The sequence below is a fragment of the Kitasatospora sp. NPDC096204 genome (assembly GCF_044763205.1).
Classification (GTDB): Bacteria; Actinomycetota; Actinomycetes; order Streptomycetales; family Streptomycetaceae; genus Kitasatospora.
Map to the genome: position 1 here is coordinate 192,912 of NZ_JBIWFT010000010.1, position 12,657 is coordinate 205,568.

Consider the following 12,657-nt stretch of genomic DNA (forward strand, 5'->3'; position numbering starts at 1 on the left):
ACCCAAGGAGCAACACCCATGACCACACCGCGCCGAAGCGCCCGCCGCCTGGTCCGCCGCTGGTGGCCGGTGGTGCTCGCGGTTCCGCTGGGCGCCGCGGCCGGCGCCGGGTACGCCGTCGTCGCGCACCCGTCGTACTCCGCGAACGCCTACGTCCTCGTGGTCGCGCAGAACCCCGGGGAGGCCGCGATCGCGACCAACTTCGCCCAGGCGTACGGGCGGCTGGCCGGCCAGCCGCAGGTGCTCGCCGTGGCGGCCGACGAGACCGGCCACACCCGGACCGAGCTGGAGACCCTGGTGCACGGGACGACCTCGCCGGACGCCCCGATGATCGAGATCACCGGCACCGGGCGGCGCCCCCAGGACGCGGCCGGGACCGCCGACGCGGTGGCCCGCTCGCTGGTCGCCTTCGCCAACACCAGCAGCAAGGACACCAACGTCCGGCTGGTGACGCTGGCCCCTGCCGCCGCGCCGGACAGGCCGACCACGCCCTCCGGGAAGCTGGACGTCGCGGTCGGCGGCTCCGCCGGGCTGCTGCTGGGCGCGTTGGTGATGATGACCCGCCGTCGGGGCGGCGCGGGAACGCCCGAGGCCGACGCGAGCCCCGAAGCGCCGCGGGCCGAGCAGGCACCGGAGGTCCCCGCCGCCACCGCTGTCCCCGCCGCCGCCGTGTCGGTGGCGGTCCCGACGCAGCCGCGCCCGCGTCGCGAGGAGCCGGTCGCGGCCGGGCCCGAGGCTGTCGCCGCCCCTGAGGTTGAGGGGGCGAAGGCCGCGAGCCCGAAGAAGGAGAGCGCCAGGACCACGAGAGTGAAGAAGGAGAGCCCGAAGGCCGAGAAGAAGACTGACGCCAGGACCGGCGACAAGGCCGACAAGCAGACCGGCACCGAGTCCGCGGCCGCCGAGCCCGCAGCCGCCGAACAGCCCACTGCCGAGCAGCCCGCGACGGAGCAGCCCCTAGCCGAGGAGCAGCCCCCGGCCGAGGAGCAGGCCCCCGCCGCCGGGGGGCAGGCCCCCGCCGCCGGGGGGCAGGCCCCCGCCGCCGGGGGACAGGCCCCGGCCCCCGGGAACCAGACCCCCGCCCGGAAGAAGGCCCCGGCCGGGAGCGGCCGGTGAGCACCCGCACCCGCGGAAGCGGCCTGCCCGCCCAGGCGACGGCGCCGGCCTGGACCACCGAACTGCGCGGCGAGGACGACGCCCTGGACGTCCTCGCCCAGGAGTGGGACGACCTGGCCGCCCGCTGCCGGACCGCCACCTTCTTCCAGGCCGCCGACTGGCAGCGCTCCTGGTGGCGCCACTACGGCCGCCCCGGCGGCCTGCTCGTGGTGCTGGTCCGCCGCGACGGCCGGCTGGTCGGCGCCGGCGCCTTCGTGCGCCGCGGCGGACCGTTCGGTGGCCTGACCGGTCTCGGCGTCGGGCTGGCCGACTACACCGACGTCCTGCTCGACGACGAGTACGCCGACCGGGCCGCCGCCGAACTCGCCGCCGCCCTCCCGCTCACCCGCCCGTGGCACTGGCTGGAGCTGCGCGAGGTGCACCCCGACGCGGCGGTGCACCGGGTGTACGGGCACTGGCGCGGCAGCCGCCGCCGCTACCGCGACTCGCTCTGCCAGTACCTGCCGGCCGTCCCGATGGACCGGCTGCTCAAACGGGTGTCCGGCAAGACCGCCCAGCGCAGCCGGGTGAAGCTCCGCAAGATCGCCGAGGCCGGCGTGAAGGTCCGCACGACCCCGGTGGCCGAGGTGCCGCAGGCGCTGGACGGGCTGCTGCGGCTGCACTTCCTGCAGTGGCAGGCGCGCGGCGTCACGCCGGAGCACCGCACCGACCGGTTCGCCCGGCACCTGACCGAGTCCACCACCGGACTGGTCGCCGCGGGCAGGGCCGCCGTCCACCAGTTCCACCTGGACGGCCAGCTGGTCGCGGTGAACCTGCTACTGCTCTGCCCGTCCTTCGGGGGGCTGTACATGTACGGCGCCCATCCGGTGCTGCGCGAGCGCCTGGACATCGCCGGGCTGCTGTTCAGCGCGGCCCTGGACGAGACGGTCGACGCGGGTGTCCCGGTGCTCGGCCTGCTGCGCGGGCAGGAACCGTACAAGCAGCGCTGGCGGCCGGACCAGCTGTCCAACCACCGGCTGCTGCTCGGCCCCGCCGGGGCGGCACCGGCGGCCGCCCTCCGGGCCGGGGCGGTGCGCGCCCGGCAGGCGGCGGCGCACCAGCTGCGCACCCGCTTCCCCCGGCTCAAGGAGGCGCTGCTGGCCCGCCGCCGCGGCTGACCGCTCAGTGCCGGGCGTGCTTCGTGCCCGTCGGGGCGGCCGTCGCCTTGGGAGTCGTCGGACGGGCCGCCGGGTGCGGCGTCGCACTCGGCGCGGCGCCGCCCCCGGGCGCGGCCGGCGAGTCCACCGGGCCGGCCGGGCCCGGCGCCGCGGGCACGCCCGGCGCCGCCGCGGCGGGGGCCGCCGGCGCCCCCTTCGACCCGGCCATCAGCCCCTTGAACGTCGCCGCCGAGCGCGGATTGCGCTCGCACTGGAAGAAGCCGTGCGGACAGTAGTCGGTGACGGTCTGGTAGGCGGTGTCATGGGTGCGGATCCAGTCGACCATCCGCTGCACGAACTCGGGGTTGTCGCCGTTGCGGAACAGCCCCCACTCCGGGTACGAGACCGGCTTGCCGCGCTTGGCGGCGAACTCCACCTGGTCCTGGAGGCCGTACGGCTCGCGCACGTAGTCGTCGAAGGTGCCGCCGGCGGGCTGGTCGTAGTTGTCCATGCCGATGATGTCGACCACGTCGTCGCCGGGGTAGCACTTGGTCCAGGGGATGGCGTCCAGGCCGCGGCTGGGGGCGAAGTCGAAGCGGAAGTGCTGCCCGGGCACCGAGCGCATCACCTCGACGATCCGCCGCCAGTACGTCTTCCACGCCGACGGGTCGGGCTTGCAGCGGTGGGTGTAGGTGGTGCCGTTCATCTCCCAGCCGAGCGTGAGCACGGTGTCCGAACTGCCCAGCGCGACCAGTCGGCGCGCGAGCTTGAGGAAGTGCCCGTCGAAGTCACCGCGCGCCCCCTGGGCGAGCAGTTCGGCGACCTCGTCGTCCGACACCTTCGCCTCGCTGGGCACCAGCATCGGCACACCGAGCACCAGCAGCCGCGACGGGTCGGCCTGCCGCCACTGCGACCAGAGGCCGAGCACCATCGGCTCGCCCTCGATGTCGCTCCAGCCGTTGCCCGCCAGGTAGGTGTGGCCGACCTGGATGTTCGCGTCGCCCAGCCACTGCGCGTACCGGCCGATCTGCGGGATGTAGTCGTCCCAGGAGCCGACGAACGCGCCGAACGGCGGCTCGTGGTTCGGCCGCTGGACCGGTGGGCGCGGGGCCGGGCCGCGCGGCTCGACGGCGTCCGAGGAGAGGGTGTGCCGTTCGGTCTGGCTGAACGGCGTCCCGGCCGGGACGCTGGCCGTGGCCATCAGCAGCAGGGTGGCGGCGGCCAGCGTCAGGCGGCCGATTCGCATGGTGCTCTCCTCCGGAGTCTCGTGGGCGGGGCGCCACGGTCACGGCGTGGACGGACCGTGGCGCCCCGCTCGCTGACAGTAGGCCCGAAGAGGGACGAAGGGGCCGAATGTCACCCCAAAGTGGGCGCCGATCGAACGTCGGCTGCCACGGCGGCCGGCGGCCGGCGGTCATGTATCAGCTCTGTAACGGTCCCGCCGGGCCGCTGCGGCCCGCTCCGGCGCGTCCGCCGGAGCGGCTGTGGCCTGCTCCGGCGCAGGTGGGCGGGCGGACGTGCGGGGAGGGCGCGCAGGGCCGGGCGGACGCCGGGCGGGAGGTGTCGGCGGCGGAACCGGGCTGACTCGCGTGCCCGGTGAAAGGTACGCTCCGGCCGTGTCCTGGAAGCCGCTGCGTGTACTGACCCCCCGCTCGATCCTGCCTGCCTCGGCGGTGGTGCTGGTCCTTGCGGCCGGAGCGGCGGCACACGCGAACAAGCCGGTGCCGTTCGGCGACCGGGTGGCGGGACCGGGTGACGCGGGGGCGACCCCGGTCAACTCCGAGTCGCTCAGCTCGGCCGACCTCGACCTGCGGGTGGGCCCGGGCCTGGAGGCCTTCCACAAGCAGACCGGCGAGCACGCCTGGTCCTACCGCCGCGAGGGCGCCGAGGCGCTCTACCTGGCGATGGCCGGCGACAACGCCATCGTGGTCTGGGACGACGGCATGGTGACCTCGGTGCGCCCCGGCGACCACGAGGTGCGCTGGCACCGCGCGGTGCCCGGCCTGGCCGACTGGCTGCACGGCGACGGCGAACCCGGCGCCGACAAGCGGACCGACGCCCAGCGCAAGGCGCTCGCCATGCAGCGGGCCGCGGGCGCGCTGCACACCGTCCAGCGGGACGGCTCGCCCTGGCTGGCCCTGGTCACGCCGAACCTGACCATGGGCCTGCGCGACGCCGACGGCGACCTGCGCTACAACGACAAGCCCTCCGGCGGCTGCGTCTACGACCCGCTGCGCGCCGTCCACACCGACTACGCCGTGCTCATCCCGCGCACCTGCACCAACAGCAGCGGGCAGGCCGTGTCCGGCGGCATCACCGGCTACCGGCTGGACAGCAACGGCTGGGCGACGAGCACCGGCCCGAACGCCACGGTCAAGGTGCTGGACCGCAGCCGGGTGGAGATCACCGACGGCCCGATCGTCCCGCCCAAGGTGTTCGACACCAAGGCGGCGGCGCCCGAGACGCCCTGCGGCAGCGTGGACGCGCCGTTCGCCGCGGTCCGTCCGCAGGGCGGCTGCGCGGCGGACCCGTCGGCGCTCCTCCCGGCCGCGGGCGACCCGGCGGCCGCCGGCACCGCCCCGGACGCCCCGACGGCGGACCCTGCGGCGCCCGCTGGGGACCAGCCGACCGGCCAGCCGCAGTAGTCGAGGTAGCCGCGGCCGCGGTCGTCTCCGGTCGCGGCAACCGGTGGAGCCACGGGTGCTGCGGGAGGAACCTCCGGCAGCCGTCCGGGCGGCCCTCGGCCGGGACCGCGCGGGCCCCGGTGCCCGGTGGATACCCCAGGCCGGTACTTCTCCGGAGGCGACACACGGGGCCCGGTAGACTTGCCGCCATGGCTATCTTCTCCGGGCAATAGCGGGCGGCGGCGCCACGAGGGCCGCGCCGACCGCCGTTGAAGCCCCCCTCACGCCAACCCGGCCCCGGGTCCGTCGTACCCGGCCGCCCGCCCACGTCCCAGGAGTAGTCCGCAGCCATGATTTCCGCCAACGCCCTCGAACTGCGTGCCGGTGCCCGGATCCTGATCGAGTCCGCGAGTTTCAAGGTCGCCGCCGGCGACCGGATCGGCCTGGTCGGCCGCAACGGCGCCGGCAAGACCACGCTCACCAAGGTGCTGGCCGGTGAGGGCCTGCCCGCCGCCGGCGCCGTCACCCGGTCGGGCGAGGTCGGCTACCTCCCGCAGGACCCGCGCACCGGTGACCTGGACGTCCTCGCCAAGGACCGCATCCTGTCCGCCCGCGGCCTCGACACCGTGCTGAAGAAGATGCGCGAGAACGAGGAACGGATGGCCAACGGCAAGGGCGCCACCCGGGACAACGCGATGAAGAAGTACGCCCGGCTGGAGACCGAGTTCCTCACCAAGGGCGGGTACGCCGCCGAGGCCGAGGCCGCCACCATCGCCGCCGCGCTGGGCCTGCCGGACCGCATCCTCAACCAGCCGCTGCACACCCTCTCCGGCGGTCAGCGCCGCCGCGTCGAGCTGGCCCGGATCCTCTTCTCGGACTCCGACGTGCTGCTGCTCGACGAGCCCACCAACCACCTGGACGCCGACTCGATCGTCTGGCTGCGGGACTTCCTGAAGACGTACAAGGGCGGCTTCATCGTCATCTCGCACGACGTCGACCTGGTCGAGACGGTCGTCAACAAGGTGTTCTACCTGGACGCCAACCGCTCCTGCATCGACGTCTACAACATGGGCTGGAAGCAGTACCAGCAGCAGCGCGAGGACGACGAGAAGCGCCGCAAGCGCGAGCGGGCCAACGCCGAGAAGAAGGCCGCGACCCTCAACGCCCAGGCCGACAAGATGCGCGCCAAGGCGACCAAGACGGTGGCCGCGCAGAACATGGCCCGCCGCGCCGACAAGCTGCTCTCCGGCCTGGAGCAGGTGCGCCAGAGCGACAAGGTCGCCAAGCTGCGCTTCCCGGAGCCGGCCCCGTGCGGCAAGACCCCGCTGACCGCCAGCGGCCTGTCCAAGTCCTACGGCTCGCTGGAGATCTTCACCGACGTCGACCTGGCGATCGACCGCGGTTCGCGGGTCGTCGTGCTCGGCTTCAACGGCGCCGGCAAGACCACCCTGCTGCGGATGCTGGCCGGGGTGGAGCAGCCGGACACCGGCGAGGTGATCCCGGGCCACGGCCTGAAGATCGGCTACTACGCCCAGGAGCACGAGACGCTCGACCCGGACCGCAGCGTGCTGGAGAACATGCGCTCGGCCGCGCCGGACACCGACCTGGTGCAGATCCGCAAGATCCTCGGCTCCTTCCTGTTCTCCGGCGACGACGTCGACAAGCCGGCCGGGGTGCTCTCCGGTGGCGAGAAGACCCGACTGGCGCTCGCCACCCTGGTGGTCTCCTCCGCCAACGTGCTGCTGCTCGACGAGCCCACCAACAACCTCGACCCGGCCAGCCGCGAGGAGATCCTGGGCGCGCTGCGCGAGTTCTCCGGGGCGGTCGTCCTGGTCACCCACGACGAGGGCGCGGTCGAGGCGCTCGACCCGGAGCGGATCATTCTGCTGCCGGACGGCGTGGAGGACCTCTGGAACCCGTCCTACGCCGATCTGGTCTCCTTGGCCTGACCGGAAGTAGACGCGAGATCCGCTTTTCGGATGAGAATATCTAGTCCTTTCGGCGTGTCCGGGAATGAAGTAGACCCGGATTCCGTTTAAGGACTTTCCGTCGGCCCGCCACTCGATCGTGGTCGGGCCGACGCTGCTGATCAGCTATTTCTCGGCGAACGGCGACTTCCACCTGGGGGCGTGCACTCTGCGTGAGCGCCCTGATGCGCTCGGATCACCACCGTAGGACCACGCATTTCCGACATCGACCTTGTCGAATGGGTGGCCAGGACGCGATGGATGGGTGATCATGGGAATCTGACCGAGCAACGCTACGAGGAGGCACGGGTGGCCGAGACTCTGAAAAAGGGCAGCCGGGTGACCGGTGCCGCGCGTGAGAAGCTCGCGGCCGATCTCAAGAAGAAGTACGACTCCGGGGCGAGCATTCGCGCTCTCGCGGAGGAGACCGGTCGTTCGTACGGCTTCGTGCACCGGATGCTGAGCGAATCCGGAGTCATTCTCCGGGGCCGCGGCGGTGCCACGCGGGGCAAGAACAAGGCAACTGCCGGGGCCGGGTCCTGACGGTTCGTCAGCCACCGGCTGGATGACGCGGCGGCAGGGCGCCGGCCGAGGAGACGGCAGCTGACCACCAGCTGGGCGTCCGCCCTCGGGTCGTGTGGACCGGCCGCCGATCGTCATGTCCGGGGTGTCGTCCGCCCCCCGTTCCTCATGTCCGTTCGTTTTCCTTTCGCGCTTCGCTTCGCTTCGCTTCGCTTCGCTCCGCTTTCGCGTTTCGTCGAGCGCCGTGGGCCCCGTCGATCTTTTCGGGTCGGGGCCCCTGCCCTCGCGTCTCGAGTTTTGTTACTCTCCGGTAGCCAAGTCCCTCGCCACCGGAGGTTCCCGCATGACCGCTCCCGCCACCGACCCGCAGGCCCCGAGCTGGGAGCGCGACGGCGTCCGCCTGGAGATCGACGGTGAACTCGCCGTCGTCACCCTGTGCCTGCCCAAGCGGCGCAACGCCCAGTCGCCCGCGCTCTGGCGCGCCCTCACCGCGGCCGGCCGCGAGCTGCCCGGCAGCGTCCGGGTGGTGCTGCTGCGCGCGGAGGGCGTCTCCTTCTCCGCCGGGCTGGACCGGGCCATGTTCACCCCCGAGGGCATCCCGGGCGAGCCCACCTTCCTCCAGCTCGCCGCCTCCGGCGACCAGGAGCTGGACGACGCCATCGCCTCGTACCAGGAGGCCTTCACCTGGTGGCGCCGCCCGGACCTGATCTCCATCGCGGCGGTCCAGGGCCACGCCGTCGGTGCGGGCTTCCAGCTGGCCCTCGGCTGCGACCTGCGGGTGGTCGCCGAGGACGTCCGGTTCGCGATGAAGGAGACCTCGCTGGGCCTCGTCCCGGACCTGGCCGGCACCAAGCCGCTCACCGACCTCGTCGGCTACGCGCGGGCACTGGAGATCTGTGCGACCGGCCGCTGGGTGGGTGCCGAGGAGGCCACCGCGATCGGGCTGGCCAACCTGGCGGTGCCGGGCGAGGAGCTGGACGGCGCCGCCCGCGACCTCGCGGCGGCCCTGCTGGCCGCTCCGCGCGGGGCCGTGATCGAGACCAAGGCCCTGCTGCAGGGGGCTGCCGGGCGCTCCTTCGACGAGCAGCGTTCGGCCGAACGGGCGGCGCAGGCCCGTCGGCTTCGGGAACTCGCCGGGATCGGCGACTGACCGCGAGGTGACGACGCAGGGCCCGGCCCCGGGAGGATCTCCCGGGGTCGGGCCCTTTCCCTTGCGCGGGGTGGGAGCTTCCGCGCGGGGCGCCGGCCGCCGACGCTCAGCGGGCGGGGTTCGTGGCGAAATGCCAGAGTTAGGGAGGTTTGCGATATAGCTGGAGCCGCACGACAGGAGAAGCACCCATGCCTGACACTCCGACGCCCGCGACCATGCACAAGCACCCCGGCGGCGGCAGCGCCGCGACAGCCGGCCCGCCGGGGGCCGGCGGCGTTGCCAAGCCGGCCGGCGAGCGCGGCCGCACCGCGCTGGCCGTCGGCGTGGTGGAGAAGATCGCCGGGATGGCCGCCCGCGAGGTCGCCGGGATCCACGCGCTCGGCTCAGGGCTCGCCCGTACCTTCGGCGCGATGCGGGACCGGGTGCCCGGCGGCAAGCCCAGCGTCGGGCGGGGCATCAAGGCCGAGGTCGGCGAGAAGCAGACCGCGATCGACATCGCCCTGGTGGTCGAGTACGGCGTGGTCATTCCCGAACTCGCCCGCCAGGTGCGGGAGAACATCATCAACGCGGTCGAACGGATGACCGGCCTGGAAGTCGTCGAGGTCAACATCGCGGTCAACGACGTCCACCTCCCGGACGAACCGGAGTACGAGGAGGAAGAGGTGCCGGAGACGCCGCCCGGGCAGCGGCCGAAGCTCAAGTAGCGCGTTCGGCGGAGCGGCGGGGCGGCGGTGGGTTGTCGGCGGCTCGGCGGTGGGCCGGCGGCGGGGCGGATCAGGGCCGGACGAGGTAGCTGGAGACGAGGGAGTAGCGGATGAACCTGGCCATCGTCGGCCTGGCGGCGGGTATGGCCCTCGGCTTCGCCGGGTACTTCGGCGGATTCGCGGCCTTCCTGCTGGTGGCCGCGCTCGGGCTGGTCGGCTTCGTGGTCGGGCGCCTCCTGGAGGGGGACATCGAGCTGGGCGACCTCGGGGACCTGCTCCGCGGCCGCGACCGGCGTCACTGATGGCGGGCGTTGCGCCCGGTCCGGGGCCGGTCGCGGTCTCTTCCCGTTCCGGTGCGGGTTCCCCGGCGGTCCCCGGGGCGGGTTCCGCCGTGGGATCACTGCCGGGCCGTCGGGGGCGGCTCCGGGTCGCCGACCGGGTGTACGCCCGGATCGCGGCCAGGGCCGCCGGGGAGGTGGTCGCCGACGCCTGGCCCGCCGGGCGGGCGAAGGGGGCACCGCCGCATGTCTCGGTGACCGTACCGGGCAGCACCGTGACGGTCCGGGTGGAGCTCGAGCTGCCGTTCCCCTCGGACATCGCGGCGCTGGCCGGGGCGGTGCGGCAGCGGATCGCCGAGCGGGTGACGGGGCTCACCGGGACCAGGGTGTCGGAGGTGGTCGTCGTGGTCGAGAAGTTGGTGACGGGGGGCGCCTCGTGAGCGTGAACGCGGAGGATTCCGCGACGGCGGGCATGGCAGGGGCGGCGCCGCAGTCCCGGCCGCGGAAGGTGAGACGGCTGCGGGCACCGCGTACGGCCGCGGCGGCGCTGGTGGCGACCGGGGTGCTGGTGGTGGCGGGGGCACTGCTGTACGACGTGATCGCGGTGCGGCTGGGGCAGCCGGCACGGCGTTGGCGGGCGCAGATCGCGGACGAGCTGGCGACACGCCACCTCGACGACCTGGGAGTGCTGGTGGGGGCCGGAGTGGTGACCGCGCTCGGCGGGTGGTTGCTGTGGCTGGCCCTCGCGCCCGGGCTGCGGCGGTGGCTCGTGCTGCGTCCGTACGGAGGGACGTCGGCGGCCATCGACCGGGCCGGGGTCGGGCACCTGTTGGCGGACCGGGCGGCGGGCCTGGACGGCATCGACCACCTGCGGATCCGGGTCGGTCGGCGGCGGGTCCGGATCTCGTTGGCGGGGGTGGCGGATCCGGCGTTGGTGCAGCGGCAGCTGCGGGACGAGCTGGAGCGGGTGGGGCTGGGGCGGCCGTTGCGGCTGGACGTGCGGATGGCACGAGGGGCCGCCGGCGCGGTGGGGGAGGACTTCGGCGCGGGGACCGGTGCGGGGACGGGAGGCGGCGCGGGGGCTGGGACGAGTGCGGGGACGGGTGCCGGGGCGGGTGGCGGCGAGGGGGTGGCGGGGTGAGGAGGACGGTCGTCAATCGGGTGCTGCTGGGGCTGGTGGGTGCGGTGCTGTTGGGCGTCGGGGTGCTGGTGCTGGCGGGCGGGCTCGATCTGTACCGGCGACTGGGCGTCCATCCGCCGCACTGGTGGCCGCTCACCTCGCCCGACCAGCCGGTGGTGAGCGCGCGTTCGCGGGGGCAGTGGGTGGCGTCGGCGTGGTGGTGGCCGACGGTGATCGGCGGGTTGACCGTGCTGGTGGCCGGGATGGCGTGGTGGCTGGTCGCGCAGCTGAGGCGCAGCGGGCTGCCGAGCATCGCGGTGCCGACGCCGGGCGTGAGCGGGCTTCGACTGCGGGTCGGTGCGCGGGCGCTGGAAGAGGCGCTGGAGAACGGGACGGCGGTGCTGCCGGAGGTCGAGCGGGCCGGGGTGCGGCTGGTGCGGGCACCGAGGCATCCGCGGTTGCGTGGTGCGGTGCGGTTGCGGCCGGGCGGGGATCCGGCCGCGCTGGTGGAGCACTTCGAGTACGGGCCCCGGGCGGACGCGTGCGGGAGCCTGCGGCTGGCGGAGTTGCCGGCCGATCTGCGGATCCGGGTCCTGCAGGCGGCCCCCGCCGAGCCGCGGCACGGGCGGGGGCGGCGGGGGCGTAGGCAGCCGAGGGTGGAGTAGTCGGAACGGATTGGTCGGGACTGACTGATCGGGATCGATTGGTCAGGAATGAGCGATTGAGAGATGCGAGGGCGTCAGAGGGTGCGGAGGGCGCCGCCGTCGACGGGGACCATGAGGCCGGTCAGGAAGGAGGCGGCGGGGGAGAGCAGGAAGGCGGCGACCTTGCCGAACTCCTCGGGGGTGCCGTACCGGCCCAGCGGGATGGTGGCGGCGGCCTTGGCGCGAGCGGCATCGGGGTCGGGGGCGAGGCCGTCGAGCTCACGGACCCGGTCGGTGTCGATCCGGCCCGGTAGCAGGCCGAGCACACGGATGCCGCGGGGGCCGAGCTCGTCGGCGAGGGACTTGGCGGCCATGGCGAGACCCGGGCGCAGGCCGTTGGAGATGCCGAGGCCGGGGATCGGCTGGCGGACCGAGCTGGAGAGCACGAAGGCGATCACGCCGCCCTCGGGGAGCACGGCGGCGGTGGCGCGGGCCAGCCGGAGGGCACCGAGGAAGACGGACTCGAAGGCGTCGCGCCAGGCGTCCTCGGGGGTGGTCTCGACGGGGCCCGCCTGGGGGCCGCCGACGCTGATCAGGATGCCGTCGAGACGGCCGAAGTGGTGCCGGGCCTCGGCGATGAGGCGCTCGGGGGTGTCGGGGTCGGCGTTGTCGGCGACGAGGCCCCGGGCGGTGCCGAGGGTCCCGAGTTCGGCGACGGCGGTGTCGACGGCCTGCTGGGTGCGGCCGCTGATGAGCACGCGGGCGCCGTCGGCGGCGAGTTCGCGGGCGCCGGCGAGGCCGAGGCCTCGGGTGGCGCCGGTGACGATGTAGGCCTTGTCTTTCAGTCCGAGATCCATGGGGACATAGTGCCCGGTGGGGGTTGGGGTCTGGGGGGTGGGTTCTCGGGATCGCGGGGGTGGGGCAGGGCTGGCGTTGACGTCGGGGGGAAGGTTTACGGTCGTTGCCGGAAGTGCGGGAGGAGTGGTTCGGCGTGCGGATCGGGGAGTTGGCGGAGCGGGCGGGGACGACCACGCGGGCGTTGCGGTACTACGAGCAGTTGGGGTTGTTGCCGGCCCGGCGGGCGGGCAACGGGTACCGGGCGTACGACGAGGGGGATCTGCGGTTGCTGCGGGAGATCCGGATGTTGCAGGACTTCGGGTTCGGGCTGGAGGAGACCAGGCCGTTCGTGGAGTGCCTGAGGGCGGGGCACCCGGAGGGGGACTCGTGTCCGGCCTCTCTGGAGGTGTACCGGCGGAAGTTGGGGGAGCTGGACGAGTGCATCGCCCGGCTCCAGGAGGTTCGGGCGCAGGTGGCGGGGCAGTTCGATCGGGCCGTGCGGGCACGGGACGAGCTGGCCGCCGACCGGGAGCCGCCTCTCTGTGAACTGGTGAAGGAGTAG

The 12,657-nt window shown here is 73.9% G+C and carries 14 protein-coding genes; 12 read left to right on the forward strand and 2 right to left on the reverse strand.

The annotated features are described in order from the left end of the window. The first annotated feature begins 18 nt into the window (after positions 1-18). On the forward strand, positions 19-1,113 hold the full coding sequence (locus ACIQ87_RS13775; RefSeq protein ID WP_402405738.1) for a Wzz/FepE/Etk N-terminal domain-containing protein: 1,095 nt from the start codon (positions 19-21) through the stop codon (positions 1,111-1,113). Then, entirely contained in the window at positions 1,110-2,270 is a 1,161-nt protein-coding gene (locus ACIQ87_RS13780) for a GNAT family N-acetyltransferase (RefSeq protein ID WP_402405739.1), read from the forward strand. The genes ACIQ87_RS13775 and ACIQ87_RS13780 overlap by 4 nt, the downstream gene beginning before the upstream one ends. A 4-nt stretch (positions 2,271-2,274) precedes the next feature. Here the strand turns inward: ACIQ87_RS13780 and ACIQ87_RS13785 are convergent, their stop codons facing one another. Beyond that, on the reverse strand, positions 2,275-3,495 hold the full coding sequence (locus tag ACIQ87_RS13785; protein WP_402405741.1) for a glycoside hydrolase family 26 protein: 1,221 nt from the start codon (positions 3,493-3,495) through the stop codon (positions 2,275-2,277). A 370-nt stretch (positions 3,496-3,865) separates the two neighbouring features. Here ACIQ87_RS13785 and ACIQ87_RS13790 point away from each other — a divergent pair, with 370 nt between their 5' ends. From ACIQ87_RS13790 to ACIQ87_RS13830, 9 genes are all read left to right on the forward strand, one after another. Next, on the forward strand, positions 3,866-4,894 hold the full coding sequence (locus ACIQ87_RS13790; RefSeq protein ID WP_402405743.1) for a hypothetical protein: 1,029 nt from the start codon (positions 3,866-3,868) through the stop codon (positions 4,892-4,894). Between the two features lie 329 nt (positions 4,895-5,223). Then, positions 5,224-6,822: a ribosomal protection-like ABC-F family protein gene (gene abc-f, locus ACIQ87_RS13795; protein WP_402405745.1), complete on the forward strand. Its 1,599-nt coding sequence runs from the start codon at positions 5,224-5,226 to the stop codon at positions 6,820-6,822. Between the two features lie 327 nt (positions 6,823-7,149). Then, a complete protein-coding gene (locus ACIQ87_RS13800; protein WP_030059940.1) occupies positions 7,150-7,383 on the forward strand; it encodes a helix-turn-helix domain-containing protein in 234 nt (77 codons plus the stop codon). A gap of 322 nt (positions 7,384-7,705) precedes the next feature. Then, entirely contained in the window at positions 7,706-8,512 is an 807-nt protein-coding gene (locus tag ACIQ87_RS13805; protein WP_402405747.1) for an enoyl-CoA hydratase/isomerase family protein, read from the forward strand. Positions 8,513-8,700: 188 nt separating this feature from the next. After that, positions 8,701-9,216: an Asp23/Gls24 family envelope stress response protein gene (locus ACIQ87_RS13810; RefSeq protein ID WP_402405748.1), complete on the forward strand. Its 516-nt coding sequence runs from the start codon at positions 8,701-8,703 to the stop codon at positions 9,214-9,216. A gap of 110 nt (positions 9,217-9,326) precedes the next feature. Continuing rightward, positions 9,327-9,518 carry a hypothetical protein gene (locus tag ACIQ87_RS13815; protein ID WP_402405749.1) on the forward strand — a complete coding sequence of 64 codons (192 nt, stop codon included), beginning with the start codon at positions 9,327-9,329 and terminating at the stop codon, positions 9,516-9,518. Positions 9,519-9,607: 89 nt separating this feature from the next. Continuing rightward, positions 9,608-9,934, forward strand: coding sequence for a hypothetical protein (locus ACIQ87_RS13820; RefSeq protein ID WP_402405751.1), 327 nt, complete (start codon positions 9,608-9,610; stop codon positions 9,932-9,934). Beyond that, positions 9,931-10,635, forward strand: coding sequence for a DUF6286 domain-containing protein (locus ACIQ87_RS13825; RefSeq protein ID WP_402405753.1), 705 nt, complete (start codon positions 9,931-9,933; stop codon positions 10,633-10,635). Before ACIQ87_RS13820 ends, ACIQ87_RS13825 begins: the two co-directional genes overlap by 4 nt. Further along, on the forward strand, positions 10,632-11,279 hold the full coding sequence (locus tag ACIQ87_RS13830) for an alkaline shock response membrane anchor protein AmaP (RefSeq protein ID WP_402405755.1): 648 nt from the start codon (positions 10,632-10,634) through the stop codon (positions 11,277-11,279). Before ACIQ87_RS13825 ends, ACIQ87_RS13830 begins: the two co-directional genes overlap by 4 nt. Positions 11,280-11,353: 74 nt before the next feature. On the opposite strand, the gene ACIQ87_RS13835 is transcribed toward ACIQ87_RS13830, so the two are convergent. Further along, positions 11,354-12,115 carry an SDR family oxidoreductase gene (locus tag ACIQ87_RS13835; protein WP_402405756.1) on the reverse strand — a complete coding sequence of 254 codons (762 nt, stop codon included), beginning with the start codon at positions 12,113-12,115 and terminating at the stop codon, positions 11,354-11,356. A 134-nt stretch (positions 12,116-12,249) separates the two neighbouring features. Here ACIQ87_RS13835 and ACIQ87_RS13840 point away from each other — a divergent pair, with 134 nt between their 5' ends. Then, positions 12,250-12,657, forward strand: coding sequence for a MerR family transcriptional regulator (locus ACIQ87_RS13840; RefSeq protein WP_402405812.1), 408 nt, complete (start codon positions 12,250-12,252; stop codon positions 12,655-12,657).

What these genes read in the sequence shown, in the direction of transcription:
- ACIQ87_RS13785 (WP_402405741.1), bottom strand. Translation starts at nt 3,495, where the DNA reads ATGCGAATCGGCCGCCTGACGCTGGCCGCCGCCACCCTGCTGCTGATG.
- ACIQ87_RS13815 (WP_402405749.1), top strand. Translation starts at nt 9,327, where the DNA reads ATGAACCTGGCCATCGTCGGCCTGGCGGCGGGTATGGCCCTCGGCTTC.
- abc-f (WP_402405745.1), top strand. Translation starts at nt 5,224, where the DNA reads ATGATTTCCGCCAACGCCCTCGAACTGCGTGCCGGTGCCCGGATCCTG.
- ACIQ87_RS13775 (WP_402405738.1), top strand. Translation starts at nt 19, where the DNA reads ATGACCACACCGCGCCGAAGCGCCCGCCGCCTGGTCCGCCGCTGGTGG.
- ACIQ87_RS13835 (WP_402405756.1), bottom strand. Translation starts at nt 12,115, where the DNA reads ATGGATCTCGGACTGAAAGACAAGGCCTACATCGTCACCGGCGCCACC.
- ACIQ87_RS13805 (WP_402405747.1), top strand. Translation starts at nt 7,706, where the DNA reads ATGACCGCTCCCGCCACCGACCCGCAGGCCCCGAGCTGGGAGCGCGAC.
- ACIQ87_RS13810 (WP_402405748.1), top strand. Translation starts at nt 8,701, where the DNA reads ATGCCTGACACTCCGACGCCCGCGACCATGCACAAGCACCCCGGCGGC.